13 protein-coding genes and 5 pseudogenes are annotated in these 16,609 nt (G+C 64.5%); 8 read left to right on the forward strand and 10 right to left on the reverse strand.

What is annotated here, in order from left to right; all coding sequences use genetic code 11:
- Nucleotides 1-240 (reverse strand): annotated as a pseudogene (locus GCT19_RS34595) (IS110 family transposase); the annotation flags it as partial.
- A gap of 111 nt (nucleotides 241-351) precedes the next feature.
- A pseudogene (locus GCT19_RS34600) lies at nucleotides 352-1,443 on the reverse strand (tyrosine-type recombinase/integrase); the annotation flags it as partial.
- A gap of 537 nt (nucleotides 1,444-1,980) precedes the next feature.
- On the opposite strand from GCT19_RS34600, the gene GCT19_RS45105 reads away from it, so the two are divergent.
- Both GCT19_RS45105 and GCT19_RS34605 read left to right on the forward strand, forming a co-directional pair.
- Nucleotides 1,981-2,151, forward strand: coding sequence for a hypothetical protein (locus tag GCT19_RS45105; protein WP_018435664.1), 171 nt, complete (start codon nucleotides 1,981-1,983; stop codon nucleotides 2,149-2,151).
- Nucleotides 2,152-2,220: 69 nt separating this feature from the next.
- Nucleotides 2,221-2,768, forward strand: a pseudogene (locus GCT19_RS34605) (ATP-binding cassette domain-containing protein); the annotation flags it as partial.
- A gap of 109 nt (nucleotides 2,769-2,877) precedes the next feature.
- Here GCT19_RS34605 and GCT19_RS43710 read toward each other — a convergent pair.
- The gene (locus GCT19_RS43710; RefSeq protein WP_018435666.1) at nucleotides 2,878-3,018 is read right to left on the reverse strand and encodes a hypothetical protein; all 141 of its coding nucleotides are present in this window, start codon (nucleotides 3,016-3,018) and stop codon (nucleotides 2,878-2,880) included.
- A 521-nt stretch (nucleotides 3,019-3,539) separates the two neighbouring features.
- Between GCT19_RS43710 and GCT19_RS43715 the strand changes: the two genes are divergently transcribed.
- From GCT19_RS43715 to GCT19_RS34630, 5 genes and pseudogenes are all read left to right on the forward strand, one after another.
- Nucleotides 3,540-4,142, forward strand: a complete 603-nt coding sequence (locus GCT19_RS43715; RefSeq protein ID WP_227717692.1) for an NAD(P)/FAD-dependent oxidoreductase — start codon at nucleotides 3,540-3,542, stop codon at nucleotides 4,140-4,142.
- 44 nt (nucleotides 4,143-4,186) lie between these two features.
- On the forward strand, nucleotides 4,187-4,825 hold the full coding sequence (locus GCT19_RS43720; protein WP_227717693.1) for an NAD(P)/FAD-dependent oxidoreductase: 639 nt from the start codon (nucleotides 4,187-4,189) through the stop codon (nucleotides 4,823-4,825).
- 70 nt (nucleotides 4,826-4,895) lie between these two features.
- Nucleotides 4,896-6,225 (forward strand): annotated as a pseudogene (locus GCT19_RS34620) (aminotransferase class III-fold pyridoxal phosphate-dependent enzyme).
- Nucleotides 6,226-6,305: 80 nt separating this feature from the next.
- Nucleotides 6,306-7,148, forward strand: a complete 843-nt coding sequence (locus GCT19_RS34625) for an aldo/keto reductase (RefSeq protein ID WP_018435670.1) — start codon at nucleotides 6,306-6,308, stop codon at nucleotides 7,146-7,148.
- A 50-nt stretch (nucleotides 7,149-7,198) separates the two neighbouring features.
- Nucleotides 7,199-8,151, forward strand: a pseudogene (locus tag GCT19_RS34630) (MFS transporter).
- A gap of 48 nt (nucleotides 8,152-8,199) precedes the next feature.
- On the opposite strand, the gene GCT19_RS34635 reads toward GCT19_RS34630, so the two are convergent.
- The 7 genes from GCT19_RS34635 to GCT19_RS34665 all read right to left on the reverse strand — a co-directional run bounded on the left by GCT19_RS34635 (nucleotide 8,200) and on the right by GCT19_RS34665 (nucleotide 15,488).
- Nucleotides 8,200-9,528, reverse strand: a complete 1,329-nt coding sequence (locus GCT19_RS34635; RefSeq protein ID WP_026228737.1) for an NAD(P)/FAD-dependent oxidoreductase — start codon at nucleotides 9,526-9,528, stop codon at nucleotides 8,200-8,202.
- Nucleotides 9,529-9,583: 55 nt separating this feature from the next.
- Entirely contained in the window at nucleotides 9,584-9,928 is a 345-nt protein-coding gene (locus GCT19_RS34640) for a cupin domain-containing protein (RefSeq protein ID WP_018435672.1), read from the reverse strand.
- Nucleotides 9,925-10,917, reverse strand: a complete 993-nt coding sequence (locus GCT19_RS34645; protein ID WP_152854446.1) for a M14 family metallopeptidase — start codon at nucleotides 10,915-10,917, stop codon at nucleotides 9,925-9,927. Before GCT19_RS34645 ends, GCT19_RS34640 begins: the two co-directional genes overlap by 4 nt.
- Before the next feature lie 2 nt (nucleotides 10,918-10,919).
- On the reverse strand, nucleotides 10,920-12,398 hold the full coding sequence (locus GCT19_RS34650) for an NAD-dependent succinate-semialdehyde dehydrogenase (protein WP_152854447.1): 1,479 nt from the start codon (nucleotides 12,396-12,398) through the stop codon (nucleotides 10,920-10,922).
- 89 nt (nucleotides 12,399-12,487) lie between these two features.
- Nucleotides 12,488-13,582, reverse strand: a complete 1,095-nt coding sequence (locus GCT19_RS34655) for a tartrate dehydrogenase (protein WP_018435675.1) — start codon at nucleotides 13,580-13,582, stop codon at nucleotides 12,488-12,490.
- Nucleotides 13,583-13,676: 94 nt separating this feature from the next.
- A complete protein-coding gene (locus tag GCT19_RS34660) occupies nucleotides 13,677-14,600 on the reverse strand; it encodes a 2-hydroxyacid dehydrogenase (RefSeq protein ID WP_018435676.1) in 924 nt (307 codons plus the stop codon).
- 6 nt (nucleotides 14,601-14,606) lie between these two features.
- The gene (locus GCT19_RS34665) at nucleotides 14,607-15,488 is read right to left on the reverse strand and encodes a GNAT family N-acetyltransferase (RefSeq protein ID WP_035491259.1); all 882 of its coding nucleotides are present in this window, start codon (nucleotides 15,486-15,488) and stop codon (nucleotides 14,607-14,609) included.
- Nucleotides 15,489-15,778: 290 nt separating this feature from the next.
- On the opposite strand from GCT19_RS34665, the gene GCT19_RS34670 reads away from it, so the two are divergent.
- Nucleotides 15,779-16,393 carry a cupin domain-containing protein gene (locus tag GCT19_RS34670; RefSeq protein ID WP_018435678.1) on the forward strand — a complete coding sequence of 205 codons (615 nt, stop codon included), beginning with the start codon at nucleotides 15,779-15,781 and terminating at the stop codon, nucleotides 16,391-16,393.
- The last annotated feature ends 216 nt before the right edge of the window (nucleotides 16,394-16,609 follow it).

Here is a 16,609-nt window from a genome sequence, read left to right on the forward strand (position 1 = left end):
GACGAATTGCGGAGAGGTGAGCTTCACCTGATGGCCCAAGGTCGCCAGCCTCCGCGCCATGTGGTGCGCGCCTGCACATGCCTCCATTACCAGCGTGCAGGCATGAAGCGTCGCGAGAAACTCGATCAGCTGCTTGCGGCTCAGCTTGTTGCGGAATATGGCCTTTCCTCTTGCGTCCTGTCCATGCAGATGGAACGAATGTTTGCCGAGATCGATTCCGATGAGCGTCACGTCTTGCACGATGTTCTCCTGTTCGCAATTGACGCGGTAAGGTTAGCGCACGCGTCGCAGGTGGGGGTGATCATCTCATTAGCACGTTTAGCCGATGAACCCCGGTGCTTGGGTAGCCAGTTATGGTGCGGCGAACGCCTCATCCATCTGCCGCGAGCGTTTGACTTCGTCGCTTTGAAGATAGATCGAGGTTGTTGCGATGGAGGCGTGGCGTAGGTTGTCTCGCACGGTCGTCAACTCCGCGCCGCGAGCGAGTGCATGGGGGGCGTGGGTATGACGCGTCCAGTGAGGCCTTGCGCGGCGCGACTTTTCAGCCAGTACGGGATGATCGGTGCCAATGACATCGGCGGTCAGGCGGAAAAAGCCGCGCATCATAACCACAGACAGGAACGGGTGAAGCCTGTTGCTCCTTTCGTCAAAACTCGGCAGTAGTGGGGCTTTCGGATCCCTGCGCTGCGGTGTCACCGGCAGGCGCCTCTGCACGGGGTATTTCGAGAGCGACGCGCGCGAGGGGCGGCAAAGCTACCTTGCCCGGCTTACCGCCCTTGCCCACGAGATTGAGCCAGTGGGCACCGCGTTCATCGTTAGGATATCGCCAAACCTCGCGCCGACGAACTCACTCACCCGCAGCCCGGTCGCGTAGGCAAGGTCGAGCAGAAAGCGAAGCCGCTGCGCGGCGGGTGCTTCCCAGCCGCAGGACCATTCCAGCGCGTTGGCAATTGTGCGAACCAACCCCCATTCTCCATCTGTGAAGCCGCGCGACGTGTCGAGTCGCGTGACGCGGGTCGTGCCGCGAACCTTGATAGCAGCAAACGGATTGGTGAGCACGTAGCGTTGCTCGATCAGGCAGCGAAACAATGCACCAAGCACAGAGAGTGCGTAGGCTGTCGAGCGCGCCGACAAGCTTCCAGAGAACGGGCGCGAGTCGGGTGCGTTGCGCGGCCGCGGCGGTTCGACCCACCGCTCGCGGGGACCGGGATACCGCAGAAAGCTCCGATAGGCGATCGCATCCTCGGTCGTGAGTGAGGACAATGCTCGTCCGCGCTCGACGATGGCCCAGAGGATCAGGCGTTCAGCCTCCTTGCGGTAGGCGCAGTGCGTGGCAGGCGTTTCATGCAACGACTGGCAGGTGTGAACCGCGACATAGTCGTGCGCGGCAGACTTCGCAGCGGGTGCCGCCGGGTGGCTCGTGCGGCAGCTTCCGGGCGGCCCCGGCGAGCCTGCGCGCTTGACGCGAAGAACATCCGCGACTGACGGAACGCGCCCACTCGTTGATTTCCGCAACCTCGCCAAGTGTCGTCGTTCCCTAGGAGCGGTTGAGGGTGCCGCACGAGGTGGTACGTTCAGTGTCGTCCCTTCGTCCTGTCGGGTACCGACCGTATCGCTATGCTCCCCATGAGATTGGCTGAGCACTTGCCGACCTGGCATCTCTGCGGATCGCAGGAGTGCCTTTGCTGCTTTCGTCGCTTACTGCAGCAATTCAATGGCCTGCGCTGCACAATGGCGATCCCGCAAGCATCTGGATACACAGGTTTTCTTGGAGGACGCTCAAAGCTTTGCCTGGCAGGGGTTACTCAGTGGTGACGTCGCTTGTTCGGAAAGGAAGATCCGTTCGGCGGCAAACCTCGAGGAAACAAAGGTCAGCGGGCTCAGATTTCCGAAGCCGGCTTGTGGCGGGAAATCGTCTTGCGGATCGTCGATCAGATGATGCGGTTATTTGTCGTGTAGTTAAAAAGTAAAACCCTCGCGATGTGCTCGTCTGCGCGCGAGACGACGAATGATCGCTCAATTCGGGAAAATATTGAATATCGCTGCCTGCTGGCCGCCGCCGAGGCCGGGTGCTGGCTGACCGAAAGCGACGCCGACGAAACGAACCGGCGTCCGGTGCTGCTCGAGATCAGCGGACTGATCGCGGGTTAGGGCGACCGCGATCGTTCGGGCATGCCGCCGGTGCGCGTGCTCGACTACATCAACCTGGTGCTGCGTCGTGGCAACACGCTGGGCGTGATCTGCGAATCGGGATCGGGCAAGTCGACGCTCGCGTATGTGATTGCCGGACTGCTCGCGCCGGCGCAAGGCGAGATTCGCTTCGCGGGCAAGTTTGCCGAGCGAGAGCGCGACCTATATCGACGCATCAAGCTGGCGTTCCAGAACGCCGACAAGGTGCTCCTGGCGAGCTGTCGGGCGGACAGAAGCGGCGCGTGAACCTCGCGCTCGCGGCCGAGCCCGAGCTGATCATCTGCGACGAAGTGACGTCGGCGCTCGACTCGGTGGTTGGCGCGGCGATTCTGGGATCTGCTCGTCGAACTGCGCCGCGAGCTGGACATGTCGTACCTGTTCATCAGCCACGACCTGTCGACGGTGCGCTCGATCTGCGACGACATCGTCGTGATGTACAAAGGCCACAAGGTCGATGTGTGCGACCGCGGCGCGTTGTTCAGCCAGCCCCGCCATCGTACACGTCGCTGCTGATCGATTCGGTATCGGAGATGCGGGTGAACTGGCTCGAGGAGACGGCCATGCGCGCGAAAGCGTGAGCGGCGCAACGCACGGCGGTCGCTACCGTCGTGCCGCGTTGCTGGAAGAAAAACAAACGACGCCGTTCAGTCTCGCGACTGAACGGCGTCGATGCCTTACAAAACCGGCTTACGCGCGCCAGACGGCTTCGGCGAACCAGTAGCCCATATTCATCCCGGACGGATTCGACTTGTAGCCGCCCATCTTCTTCGATACGCCGTCGAGAATCACGTCGAACACCGGCACGACGGTGCCCGAGCTTTCGTGCACGAGCGTCTGCGTATCGCCGTAGATCGCCTTGCGTTTCGCGAAGTCCCCTTCCGAGTGCGCCGCGGTGAGCAGTTGATCGAGCTTCGGATGCTGCCAATGCGCTTCATTGGTGGGCGACTTCGACGTGTAGAACAGCTCGAAGATGTCTCTGGTCTCATCGAGTGATCAGCGATCTTGCGGCAGGAGAATCGCGTTCGTCGCTACATTCGCCGATCCGGCCGCTCCGGTGATTCATTCTATTGATGGATGCGCCGCCTACCCAAATACGCCATTTTTGACCCCTCATCGCTTTTTGATATGGGTGCGGACGCGGCGCCGACCATATCAAAACAGCATGGCCTCCCGACACTTGCGAATTTGTCATCGCGAATATTGCTTCTTACACTTCGAGCTCAACTGCATGCCGACAGTGTGGGTCCAGCGATCAGATGTGGCTTCACCATGCTGCGTCGTCGAGCTTCGACGGAGCGGATCGGCGATGTTCCAACTGCACGCTTTTATCCCCAAGGCCCGGCTCAAAAGTGAAACAACCGTTATTGAAAATCGACATCGACGTGACGCTGCCGACGCATGTCGACGTCGCGGTGATCGGCGGCGGCGCGGCGGGCGTGTCGACCGCCTATGAACTGAACCGGCTCGGCAAGCGCGTCGCGGTGTTCGAAAAAGGTCATATCGCCGCCGAGCAGGGTAGCCGCAACTGGGGCTGGTGCCGCACGTTCGGCCGCGACCTTCGCGAGCTCGGCATGGCGAAGCTGAGCGTGCAGCGCTGGACGGATCTCGCCGGCGAAATCGGCGCGGACGTCGGCTTTCGCAAGACCGGTATCACCTTCGTCACGCGCAGCGAACAGGAACTCGCGGGCTGGCAGGCGTGGTTCGATTTTGCGCGGCGCAGTGGGGTCGCCGCGCAGATGCTTTCGCGCGATGAGGCCAACAAGGTGTACGCCGCTGGAGGCTCGCCGTGGATCGGCGGCGTGCGCACCTTCGACGACGGCTACGCGGACTCGTCTTGCGCGATTCCGCTGCTCGCGCAGCGTGCGGCCGCGCGAGGCGTGGCGATCCCGCAGGACTGTGCGGTCAACGATCTTATCTTCGAGGCCGGCCGCATCGCCGGCATCGAGACGTAGCGCGAACGCGTGCGCGCCGATGCGGTGGTGATCGCCGCAGGCGCATGGTCGTCGCTGTTCTGCCTGAAACAGAAGATCGTGCTGCCGGCGCTGAACGTCTATTCGTCCGCGTCGAAATCGGGCGGCGATATTTGTCTCGCGTTCAGTGGGCCGCTGAAGACACCGGAATTTGCGCTGCGCGAGCGCGCCGATGGTGGCGACACGCTCGCGAAGAGCGGCCGTGGGACCGTGCACGTGGTGCCCAACAGCCTGCGCTACGGGATGCGTTTCAAAGGCTGTATGCGAGCCGGCGCAGCAGCATCAAGGTGCAATTCGGCGGGGAGTTTTTCCGGCAGCTGTGGAACGAGTTCAGCTATCTGCATCTCGGACGCTCGCCGTTCGTGCGCAACCGCGTGCTGGACCCGGCGCCGGACCTGTCGCTGGTGCGCTCGGCTTATGATGAAGCGGGCAAGGTGTTTCCGCAGTTCGATCCGTCGAAGGTGGACATCGCGTGGGGCGGCGCGATCGACAATACGCCCGATGGAATTCCGGTCGTCTCCGAATGCGTCCAGCATCCCGGCATCTATCTGTGCACCGGGTTCAGCGGACACGGCTTCAGCAGCTCGCTCGGTGCGGGCCGCATGCTCGCCCAAGCAATCGTGACGGGGGAAACGGAAACGCTGGCACCCAACATCATCTATTGATGATCGATTTGCGTGATCGACAAAATCGCACGCCACGTAGACAATGCGATCGAACAGAACAGGACCGAAAATGACTTCGCTGGAACAGTCGGATCGCCGTCACTTCTTTCATCCGGGTACACACGCCTACGACCATGCAACAGGTGCGTTGAAAGGCCTGATCATCAGCGAAGGCCGCGGCATTCATCTGACCGACGTCGAGGGCCGCGAATACATCGACGGCTTTTCCGGGCTCTATTGCGTCAATGTCGGTTACGGCCGGGAGGAGATTGCGGAGCGGATGGCCGAACAGTGCCGCCGCCTGTCGTACTACCACACGTACGTCGGCAGTAGCAATGAGCCGGTGATCGAGTTGTCGCAACGGCTCATCGAGAACTGGGCACCGCCCGGTATGGTCAAGGTGTTCTACGGCATGTCCGGCTCCGACGCGAACGAAACGCAGATCAAGCTGGTCTGGTATTACAACAATATCCTCGGCCGCAAGAACCGGAAGAAGATCATCGCGCGCGAGCGCGCATATCACGGCTCGGGCATCGTCGCCGGCGCGCTGACCGGTCTGCCTGTCTACCACGCGAACTTCGATTGCCCGTTCGATCGGGTGCTGCGCACGCTGTGCCCCGACTATTACCGCGATGCCGAACCCGGCCTCAGCGAGTCCGACTTCACCGCGCATTGCGTCGCTGAACTGGAAGCACTGATCGAGCGCGAAGGCCCGGCTCCATCGCCACGTTCATCGCCGAGCCGATGCAGGGCACCGGCGGGCTCGTGCCGCCGCCCGCCGGCTATTGGTCCGCGGTGCAAGCGGTGCTGCGCCGCCATGACATCCTGCTGGTCGCCGACGAAGTCGTGTGCGGTTTTGGCCGCCTCGGCGCGCGTACTGGCTGCGAACGGTTCGGCATCGCACTCGATCTGGCGACGTTCGCCAAGGGACTGACGAGCGCCTACGCGCCGCTGTCGGCCGTCGCAGTCAGCGAAGGCTTCTGGGACGTGCTGATGAGCGGTTCGCGCGAGCACGGGATGATGGGCCACGGCTGGACGTGTTCGGGCCATCCGCTGGGCGCGCGGTGGCCGGGCTGGCGAATCTCGACATCATGGAGCGCGAGCGGCCGGTCTAGAACGCTGACCGTGTCGGAGGCTATCTGCTCGGGCGCCTGCGCGCGAGCTTTGGCGATCATCTGGCGGTAGGCGACATCCGTGGCGTCGGCATGCTGATGGCGATCCAGCTGATGCAGGACCCCGCGACGCGCACGCCGTTCCCCGCGCAGCGACGCATCAATGCGAGCGTGGTCAACGCAGCGCGGGAACAGGGCCTGCTGGTGCGCGCGCTCGGCACCGACATCGTCAGGCGCATCACCGCAGCGTTCGACGACGTGTTGCCGCGCGTCGTGGCTGCGAAGTGAACGCGGCCGAGGCTGTGCCGTGCAGCCCGGCTGCGCTGCGACCAACGTCCGCTCCGCGGATCGGGGCTCGCTGGGACATCATGATTGACACACCGACGGTGACGTCGAAAACCCGGGAACTGCATCTGCCCGCGATCGGGCTGGGAACCAGGCAATCGCAATACGACGATGGCGTGCGCGCGGTACGCACGGCGATCCAAAAGGGCTACCGGCACATCGACACGGCGGCGCGCTATCAGAACGAAGCAGCGGTGGGCGAGGGCGTCCGCGAGAGCGGCATCTCGCGCGACGGGCTATTCGTGACCACCAAGGTCTGGTGGACCGAACTGCATGCGAGCGCCTTGCTGCGCTCGGTCGAGCGCAGTCTGTCCGAGCTGAAACTGGACTATGTCGATCTGCTATTGATCCACTGGCCGAATCCCGACATTCCGCTGGAGGAGACCCTCGGTGCGATGGCGCGGGCACACCAGCAGGGCCTCGCGCGCCATGTCGGTGTATCGAACTTTCCGGTCGCGTGGCTCGAACGTGCGGTTGCGCTGTCGCCGGTGCCGCTGTCGGTGAATCAGTTCGAATACCACCCTTACCTGAATCAGGGCAAGGTGCTGGCAGCGTGCGCAACACACGGCCTGACCTTCGTCGCGCACACGCCGCTCGGTAGCGGGAGGCTGCTCGACGATCCGGTGATCGCACAGATCGCTGCGCGATACGATAAAACGCCCTCGCAGATCCTGTTGCGCTGGCTGGTTCAACAGCCCGGCGTCGCTGCGGTGCCGAAGTCGGCCAACCCGCAACGGATCGGCGAGAACATCGACGTATTCGATTTCTCGCTGGACGACGAAGATCTGCGCCGCATCGCCGGGCTCGCCAGGCCCGACGGCCGCAAAAGCAAGGTCGCATGGGCACCCGAATGGGATACCCCTTGAAGCTGACGGCGGGTCTCATCGGTCCGCTGATCGTCGCGTGCACGCTGTTCATGGAGAACGCCGACGCAAACATCCTCGTCACTGCGTTGCCCTCGATGGCGCGCGACTTCGGCGCCGACGCCGATACGCTCAAGATTGCGATTACGAGCTATGTGGTGAGCCTCGGGGTCTTCATCCCGGTGTGCGGCTGGCTTGCGGATCGCTTCGGCTCACGATCGGTCTTTCTGACGGCGATCGGGATTTTCGTCGCCGGCTCGCTGATGTGCGCGGCGTCGCCGTCGTTGCACGAGTTCATGCGGCGCGTTACTGCTTGCCCTGTATGTGTTGTACGCGCGGCGTGCCGCGCGCCCGGTCCTCGACCTGAAGTTTCTGCAGATTCCGACGTTTCGCGCGAGCGTGTTGGGCGGGTCGATGTTCCGGATCGGCTTCGGCGCGATCCCTTCCTGCTGCCGCTGGCTTTGCAGGACGGCATGAACGCCTTCGCATCGGGCCTCATTACCTGCGCTTCCGCGTTCGGCAGCATGTTCATGCGCGCGTTCAGCTCCTTCACGCTGCACAATCGGTTTTCGCACCGTGCTCATCTATAACGCGGTGTTGTCGGGCCTGATGTTCGTCGCGTTTGGTACCTTCGTGCCGGGCGTACCGGTGTGGTACATCTGGATCGTGGTGCTGCTCGGCGGCTTCTTTCCCGGCTTGCAGTTCAAGAGCCTGAACCTCGTCGTCTATGCGGACATCGAGAACGGCGCCATCGGGCGCGCCACCAGTCTTTCAGCGGTGGTTCAGCCAAATGTCACTCGGCGTCGGCGTGGTCGGTGGCGGCTATGCGCTGGAGATCACGCGTTTGCTGAACGGCCATCCGCATGTGATGTCGTCGGACTTCTGGCCGGCATTGCTCATCGCCGGTTTTGGCTCGATTGGCTCGATTCCGATCACTCGGCGTCTTCCGCATGACGCCGGCGATGAGATTGCGCGGCCTACGCTGAGCGAGGTGGTATCTCACTGAGGAATTCAACGAACTCGAACACATGACCCGATGCGCAGCGTGGGGTCGTCACATCATCTCAGGACTCGCCAGCCGGGTTCCATCGGTAAAGCGCGTCAACCGGTAGGGCTGAATATCGATCCCGGTTGCGTCATTGGTCACGATGCGGCTAACCAGCATGCCGGCTCCCGGTCCCAACCCGAAGCCATGACCGCTGAACCCGGACGCGATCACGAGGCCGGGCGTGCTGTCCACACGCGACATCACCGGCACCAGATCGGGCGTCGTGTCGATCGCGCCGGCCCAAGCATGCGCGACACGCAATCCCGACAGCTCGGGAAACACCGTCGCGACGTTTGCCAGCGCACGGGTCGGCCACTCGGCATCGGGCACAGGATTCAGAACCCGCGTTAGCTCGAACGGCGAGATGTCGTCGTTACGCCAGTCGGCACTCCCTTCGGGGCCGCCGAAGAATGGTTGCGCGATCCGGAACTTGAGCTTCTTGTTGAGTTTGCTGCGGAACATCTTGCGAAACTTGACCGCGTGCCGCAGGTTCTGCGGCGAGATTTCCATGCGTCCGTAGCCGGGGATCGCGATCGTATAGCCGCCGTCGAGCCGCCGCCTCATCGCGAAGTTCGGGCCGGAGAAGCACCCGTCTATCACGGCCGGCGCTTCGGCTGTGCGCAGCGCGGTACCGATCACGTTGACCGCCGGCAGATCGATGCCATGACGCCGGCAGAAGAGGGCACTCCACGCGCCGCCGGCCAGCACGACGCTGCTCGCGCCGATCAGGCCGCGCTCGGTCCATACACCGGAGACACGGCCCGCGCTGATATCGAGTCCGCGAACCGCGCAGGTCTGATGCACGCGCGCGCCGAGCCGTTGCGCGCCTCTTGCAATGGCGGGCGCCGCTTTCGACGGCTCCGCGCGTCCATCGGAATGCGACCACACGCCGCCTGCCCACTTCGCCTGACCATTGGGAACGCGCGCCGCCAGCTCGCGAGCCGACAGCAACTGACTATCGAAGCCGAGCGCACGGGCCTTGCCGAGCCATGTTTCCCATTGCGCGACGTCCGCGGACTGCTCGCTTCCGTACAGGATGCCGGCTCGCCTGAAGCCGATGTCTTCGCCGAGTTCGTCGCTCAACTCGCTCCAGCGCGCGAGGCTTTGCATCGCGAGCGGCAACTCGTGCAGATCGCGGTTCTGCTGACGCACCCAACCCCAGTTGCGTCCCGATTGTTCGGCGCCAATGATGCCTTTCTCGAGCAGCACGACCGATACGCCGCGCCGCGCAAGCTCGTAAGCGGTGCTGACGCCGATAATGCCGCCGCCGATCACCGCGACGTCACAGCGAGCGGGGAATCCGTCGCTATTCGAAACTTCGTCGATTCTTAGCATGTCCGAGCCACCATGATGGATGTGAGCGGCGATTACCGGGTGCGTGTGGCTGCAGTCAAAAGATCACATAGATCTTGCGCAGCGTTTCGTCGATGTTCCAAAGCCCTTCGGTGTTGGCTTCGAAGAACAGCGTGTCGCCGGCGGCGAAGCGGATCGTGTCTTCTCCGTCGGGTGTGAAGGTGCCGCTGCCCTTGATGAAATGCATGACCTCCGCCTGCTTGACCGAGCGCCTGTAGGTGCCGGGCGAGCACTCGAACAGCCCGGTGTCGACCGCGTCATGACCCGGAATCACGTACTGGCGTCCCGCTACGCGTGACGGCTCGGTGCCGGGCAGGCCGGCCGTTCCCCAATCCTCGAGGGCGGTGACTTCCGCCGCTTGCCTGATCTGCTGGACTTTCATGTGGTTTGTTCCTGTTGGCGTGAGCGCAGGTCGATACGGCGTTCGATCCGGCCTAGCCGGACCACGGTGACGCCGGCGCGCAACTGGCGCAGCGACGGCATCACGAGCATGCAGTCGTCGTACGGCGTCGCGACCGGCTGGCCATCGGACCAGGCGATCACGGTGCCGGCGTGCTCGAACGTTTCGAGCCCGGTGTAGGGCCCCGCGAAGCGGAAGTCCATGCTCTTTGCAACGACCGGTTCGGTCACGCGGACGATGCGCATTTCGTCGGGCAGCGGCCTGATCCAGCCGGACGGCAGATCCGCCTCGTCGACGATGCCCGAGAGCAACAGAAAACGCGCGGTGCTGTCGCGCGCGACCGTCACCGCGCTGGCTTCCCAATGCTGGCCGCATTCGATGAGCAGCGCGTTCTTCGCGCTCGCGTCGTCGCCGAAGCCTTCGTAGTCGCGCATCCGGCGGCCTTCGGGATGGCCTTCGTCCTGGATCACGGTGGCGGGCGCGCCGAGCCGCTCGGCCAGTTCCGCGCCTTTGCGCAGCGGGCCCGCGACGATCAGCGGCGCGCTTTTTTCATGCATCGAATGCAGATCGAGCAGCAGGTCGACCGTGTCGATCACCGGCCGCATCGCGCGCGCACGATCGAGTTCGGACGAGCGCGCTGCAACGTCGTCGAGTTTCGCGGCGGTCCATACGCGATTGAAGTCCTGATCGACGAAGCGGGCCTTGTCGGGCATTGCCGGATCGAAGCGCGCGTAGGCGGCGACGTTCGCGAACGACAGCGTGAGCTTGCCGCGGCGCGGCCGCAGCCCGCCGCGCAACAACGCGTCGACGGTGATCGCGCCGCACACTTCATTGCCGTGCGTGAGCGCGTTGATCATCACGTGCGGCCCGGGTTGGCCGGAGTCGAACGTGTGCACGTATGCGATGCCGGTATTGCCGTCGGCGTGCGCCGAGATGTCCGGGAATTCGACTTCGATCGGATAGGCTTGCATGTTTACTCCAGTCCTCCCTGACACAGATACTTGATCGACAGATAGTCATCCAGTCCGTACTTCGATCCTTCGCGACCATAGCCGGATTCCTTCACGCCGCCGAACGGCGCCGCCTCCGAGGCGAGCGCGCCTTCGTTGATGCCGACGATACCCGCTTCCAGCGCGCGCGACACGCGCTCGATACGGCGCATGCTCTCGCTATAGAAATACGACGCGAGCCCGAACGGCGTGTCGTTCGCGGCCTGCACCGCTTCCTGCTCGCTGTCGAACGGGAACAGCGGCACGACCGGGCCGAAGGTTTCCTCGCCGCACAACGCCATCGACGCCGTGGCGTTGCCCAGCACCGTGGGCGCGTAGTAGTGCGGTCCCAGCTCGGTGAGCCGTCGTCCGCCGGTCAGCACGAGCGCGCCATTCGCGAGCGCGTCGTCGACATGACGCGCGATCTTGTCCACGGCCCGTTCGTTGATCATGGGGCCGATCTGCGAAGCGGGATCGCTCGCGGGGCCGACCCGCAGCTCGGCCACCTTCGCGCACAGCAGCGCGGAGAAATGCTCGTAGACACCGCGCTGCACGTACACGCGGTTCGGGCACACGCAGGTCTGCCCGCCATTGCGGAACTTCGCGGCGAGCAGGCCATTGGCCGCGGCATCGAGGTCGGCGTCGTCGAATACGATGAAGGGCGCATTGCCGCCGAGTTCCAGAGAAAGCTTCTTCAGCGTGCCAGCCGATTCACGCGCGAGGTGCTTGCCGACGGGCGTCGATCCGGTGAACGTGATCTTGCGCACGCGGCGGTCGGCGAGCCATTCGCCGACCGTCTCCGCCGCGCCGGCGCGCGAGGCCGAGATCAGGTTGAGCACGCCGGCTGGCACGCCCGCCTCGTGCGCCAGCATCACCAGCGCGATGGCGGTGAGCGGCGTGTCTTCAGCGGGCTTCGCGACGACCGTGCAGCCTGCCGCGAGCGCCGGCGCGATCTTGCGCGCGATCATCGCGAGCGGAAAATTCCACGGCGTGATCGCGGCGACGATGCCGATCGGTTCCTTGATCGCACTCATGCGTTTGCCACGCTGCTGCTGTGGAATCAGATCGCCGTAGATGCGGGTGGCTTCGTCGGCGAACCACGCGACGTACGACGCGCCATAGCTGACCTCGCCGCGCCCTTCAGCGAGCGGCTTGCCTTGTTCGAGCGAAATCAGCGCGCCGAGCGCGTCGCGATTCGCGACGATCAGCGCGTGCCAGCGGTGCAGCACGGCTGCGCGTTCGCTCGCGAGCCTTGTACGCCATGCGGGCAGCGCCTTGGCGGCGGCGTCGGTGGCGGCGCGCGCGTCGCTGGGACCGCTGTCGGCCACCTCGGCGATCAGCTTGCCGGTTGCCGGATCGGTGACCGCGAAGCGGCGGCCGCTCGCGGCCGCGACCCACTCGCCGTTGATGAAGTTGTCCGTGCGGATCAGCGCGCGGGCCTGTTGTTCGAGATTCGTGCTCATCTGGGGTCTCCAGTGCGGTTGGCGTGCGACGGCGGAGCGCCCGACACGCGCCGGGCAGTCAGGCCGTCTGCGCTGTCAGTGATCGGTGCCTATCGACGGCTCGCGCTGGCGACGCGCGCCGCGATCGCCGCGCCGACTTCCTTGGTCGATGCGCTGCCGCCCAGGTCGCCCGTGCGCGGGCCGTCCTTCAGCACCTGCGTGATCGCGGCGACGATCGAGTCATGCGCATCGCGCTCGACGCCCGCGCCGTTGCCGAGAAAGTCGAGCATCATCGCGGCCGACCAGATCATCGCGACCGGATTGGCGATGCCCTTGCCGGCGATGTCGGGCGCCGAACCGTGGACCGGCTCGAACAGCGATGGAAAGCGCCGGTCGGGATTCAGGTTGCCTGACGGCGCAATGCCGATCGTTCCGGTGCACGCCGGACCGAGGTCGGAGAGGATGTCGCCGAACAAATTCGACGCGACCACCACGTCGAAACGGTCGGGGTTCAGCACGAAGCGCGCGCACAGAATGTCGATGTGCTGACGGTCCATTTTCACGTCGGGGTAGCGCGCGGCCATTTCATCGGCGCGCGCATCCCACCACGGCATGCTGATCGCGATACCGTTGCTCTTCGTCGCAACCGTGATCTTCTTCGCGCGGCGCCGCGCCAGCTCGAACGCGAACTTCATCACGCGCTCGGTGCCGTGGCGCGTGAAGATCGACTGCTGCATCACGACTTCGCGCTCGGTGCCCTCGAACATCGTGCCGCCCACAGACGAATACTCGCCTTCGGTGTTCTCGCGCACGATCATGAAGTCGATATCGCCGGGCTTGCGGTTGGCGAGCGGGCTGGGCACGCCCTCGAACAGGCGAGCGGGGCGCAGGTTCACGTACTGGTCGAATTCGCGGCGGAACTTCAGCAGCGACCCCCACAGCGAAATATGGTCGGGCACCTTGTCGGGCCAGCCGACCGCGCCGAACAGAATCGCATCGCAGTCCTGCAACTGCTGCTTCCAGTCCTCGGGCATCATCTGGCCATATTGCGCGTAGTAGTCGCACGACGCCCATTCGATATGTCGGTAGTCGATGCCGATGTCGAAGCGCTGGCAGGCGGCGTCCAGCACGCGCAGGCCTTCGGGCATCACTTCGGTGCCGATGCCGTCGCCGGGAATGACGGCAATGCGGTATTTGCGGGTCATACGTGTCTCTCCTTGCGTTGATCGCGCGCTGTCTGCCGGCACCGCGCGGATCGCCAATTGGGGGTGCGTTCTCGTGTCGGGCCGTGCATCGGTATCAGTAGCCGCGAGTCCGGTCGATCAGGCCGTTCATGCGCTCACCGGCGCGATGCAGACGCAGGTTTTCCAGCACCGCATCGACAGCCGATTCGGGCCGCGTCGCGCTCGCGATATGCGGCGTGATGCGCACGCGCGGCTGGGTCCACAGCGGATGGTCCGTGGGCAGCGGCTCGGGGTCGGTGACGTCGAGCACCGCGCTATGAATCTGCCCGCTTTGCAGCGCGTCGAGCAGATCGCCGCTGACGAGTTGCGCTCCGCGCCCAACGTGCACCAGCGACGCGCCTCGTGGCAGCCTGTCGAACACCCGGCGGCACAGCAGCCCGCGCGTCGCGTCCGTCAGCGGCAGCAGGCAGATCAGCACGTCGGTGCGGGCCAGCATCGCATCGAGCCCGGCCTCGCCCGCATAGCAGGCGACACCTTCGATGTCGTGCTGCGAGCGGCTCCAGCCCGCGCAGGCAAAGCCGAACAGCCGCAAACGCTCGAGTACCGCGGTGCCGAGCATGCCGAGGCCGAGCACACCGATGCGGCGCGACGCGGCGGCGCAGAGCGGCAACGGCTGCCAGGCGCGCGCCTGCTGTTGCAACGCGTAGTCGAACAGATCGCGGTGAATCGCCAGCACCGCCTCGGTCACATACTCGACCATGCCTTCGACGATGCCCGGTTCGAGCATGCGCACCACCGGCAGATGCGCTGGAATCTGCGACAGGTCCAACTGATCGACGCCCGCGCCGACCGAGAACACGACTTCGAGATTCGGCAGCGTGAGCGCGAGGTCGCCCGGCTGCCACGCGACCAGATAGCGCACGGCCGCGCGATCACCGAGGTCCGGCCAGACGCGGAACTGGATCTCGGGCGCGAGCTGCGCGAAGCGCTCGGCCCATAACGCGCCACGCACCGGATCGGCCTTGTAGAGGACCGTCATCGCCGTTTATGCCATCGCCTGATTGATGATGCCGTATGCGCGCCAGGTCGGGTCGGGGGCCGCCTCGCGCGCGTCGGCAGAAGCGTTGCGCACCATCTTTTCGACCGAATCGACGCGCGTCAGGCCGAGGCTCGTCAGCCAGTCGTTGATGCCGGCGTCACCCGGCACGTCGATCCGCACGAAATCGCCGGCATGCTGCGCGAGCCAGTACGAGATCAGTGAGCGGGCGCGCAGATCGTCGGCGGAGCGTTGCGCGACGACCGGCCCGATCGAGTAGCCGCGTCCGAACGGGCGGAACAGCGAGAAACCGAGCACTTCGCCGTCGCGTTCGAGCACCACGGCTTGCGAGAATTCGAGCAGCGACGGGATCGTCGCGCTGCGCTCGAGGCCACTCGCACGCGACGCGATTTCGATCAGGCGGGGCGTGTCCGCGGGCGTCGCCGCGCGCAGATGCTCGCCGGGCGGCGGCGCGACGGCGGCCACGCTGCCAGGCGTTCCCTGATGCTGGGTGAGTGCGCCGCAGGCGACGAAGCCCAGCTTTTCGTAAAGCGGCTTGCCGGCGACCGTTGCATGCAGGAAGGTCACGCGGTTGCCGAGTTCTTCGAGCACCAGTTCCATCAGCTTGCGGCCGATGCCGCGTCCCTGTTCGTCCGGCGACACGATCACGAGGCCCAGCGTGCCCCGGTCGGCGCCGAATTTCCAGCACAGCGCGGTGCCGATCACGGTGCCGTTGTCTTCGGCGACGAAGCCGCATCCGGCGTCGTACATGAAGCGCCAGTCCTCGGCGCGGTGCGGCCAACGCACCGCAACTGAGAGGCGATGCGCGGCCGCGATGTCGTCGAAGGTGAAACGGCGGTAGCCTGGCGATTTCTTCACTATTTTGGACACTGCAAACTCCTGCTGGCGGCGTGGTCAGCCTAGACTTTCGCATTCCCAGCGCCCGCTTCATAGGACGATCTTTTTGTTATTGGGACGCGCGCGTGGTCGGGCTCGATTCGCGTCGGCCAGTCACCCGTAACGCAACCGCGCAGGTATTTTGTCGTTCACTCCGATGGTGCTATATTCAATATAATGATGGAAATGGCACGACCGTTTGGTGTGGTGAAGCGGCTGAAGCCTCTTCGCATGCCACGGCGCGTGTCCGGCACAACAACCGCAACGTCATCGACAGGAAACCCATGCAGCGAACACAGATCAGCAGGAAGCGCGAGGCCGACCCGGGTCACGGCGACGTCGGCACTCGTCTGCGCGCGCTGCGCGTCGCGCAGGGGCTGTCGATCAACGAGCTGGCGATGCGCGCGGGCGTATCGGTAGGCACGGTCAGCCAGGTCGAGCGCAACAAGGCCAATCCGTCGGTGCGGATTCTCGAACGCCTGCGCCAGGCGTTGGAGGTTCCGCTCACCGCGCTGCTCGAAGAAGACGACGCGGTCTCGGACCCGGTCACCGGCGATTTCGTGCGCAAGGCGGCCGAACGGCCGCTGTTCGAAGTCGGCACGAACGGCATGCAGAAAGAATTGTTGTCGCCGCACGGCGATCACGATTTGCAGATGATGATCATCATGCTGCCGGCCGGTTCCGGTTCGGAGGAAGTGCTGGTCGGCATCGGCGAGAAGGCGGGGCTGGTGCTGGAAGGCACTGTCGTGCTGAACGTCGGCGACCGGCGCTCCGAACTGCGCGCGGGCGACAGCTTCCAGTTCAAGAGCACGGTGCCGCACAGTGTGCGCAACGAAAGCAAGAAGACCGCGCGTTTGCTATGGATCATGAATACGCAGCCGCCCGTGATTCATCTTTGATCCGTCCGTAGTTCGAGCCGCGTGCCGTGTGGCGCGCGGCTCTGTCCTTCCTCTGTTTCCTCCGATCGTTCCGATGCGTCGCGTCCGGCTCACCTGGACCTCGGCTGACGTCGACGCCTTTCCTTCCCTGTTGTCCTTTTCGGTTTTGCGTTGCACGAACGGGTGGACGTGACGCATGGCCTTGCTCGCCCGCCGCGCTCGCGCCGGGCTGTCGCT

The sequence above is a fragment of the Paraburkholderia atlantica genome, assembly GCF_009362785.1.
GTDB classification, from domain to species: domain Bacteria; phylum Pseudomonadota; class Gammaproteobacteria; order Burkholderiales; family Burkholderiaceae; genus Paraburkholderia; species Paraburkholderia atlantica.

Coding starts and splice junctions, on each gene's coding strand:
- GCT19_RS34645 (WP_152854446.1), bottom strand. CDS start 10,917: ATGCAAGCCTATCCGATCGAAGTCGAATTCCCGGACATCTCGGCGCAC.
- GCT19_RS45105 (WP_018435664.1), top strand. CDS start 1,981: ATGTGCTCGTCTGCGCGCGAGACGACGAATGATCGCTCAATTCGGGAA.
- GCT19_RS34670 (WP_018435678.1), top strand. CDS start 15,779: ATGCAGCGAACACAGATCAGCAGGAAGCGCGAGGCCGACCCGGGTCAC.
- GCT19_RS34635 (WP_026228737.1), bottom strand. CDS start 9,528: ATGCTAAGAATCGACGAAGTTTCGAATAGCGACGGATTCCCCGCTCGC.
- GCT19_RS34650 (WP_152854447.1), bottom strand. CDS start 12,398: ATGAGCACGAATCTCGAACAACAGGCCCGCGCGCTGATCCGCACGGAC.
- GCT19_RS34625 (WP_018435670.1), top strand. CDS start 6,306: ATGATTGACACACCGACGGTGACGTCGAAAACCCGGGAACTGCATCTG.
- GCT19_RS34660 (WP_018435676.1), bottom strand. CDS start 14,600: ATGACGGTCCTCTACAAGGCCGATCCGGTGCGTGGCGCGTTATGGGCC.
- GCT19_RS34655 (WP_018435675.1), bottom strand. CDS start 13,582: ATGACCCGCAAATACCGCATTGCCGTCATTCCCGGCGACGGCATCGGC.
- GCT19_RS34640 (WP_018435672.1), bottom strand. CDS start 9,928: ATGAAAGTCCAGCAGATCAGGCAAGCGGCGGAAGTCACCGCCCTCGAG.
- GCT19_RS43720 (WP_227717693.1), top strand. CDS start 4,187: ATGGTCGTCGCTGTTCTGCCTGAAACAGAAGATCGTGCTGCCGGCGCT.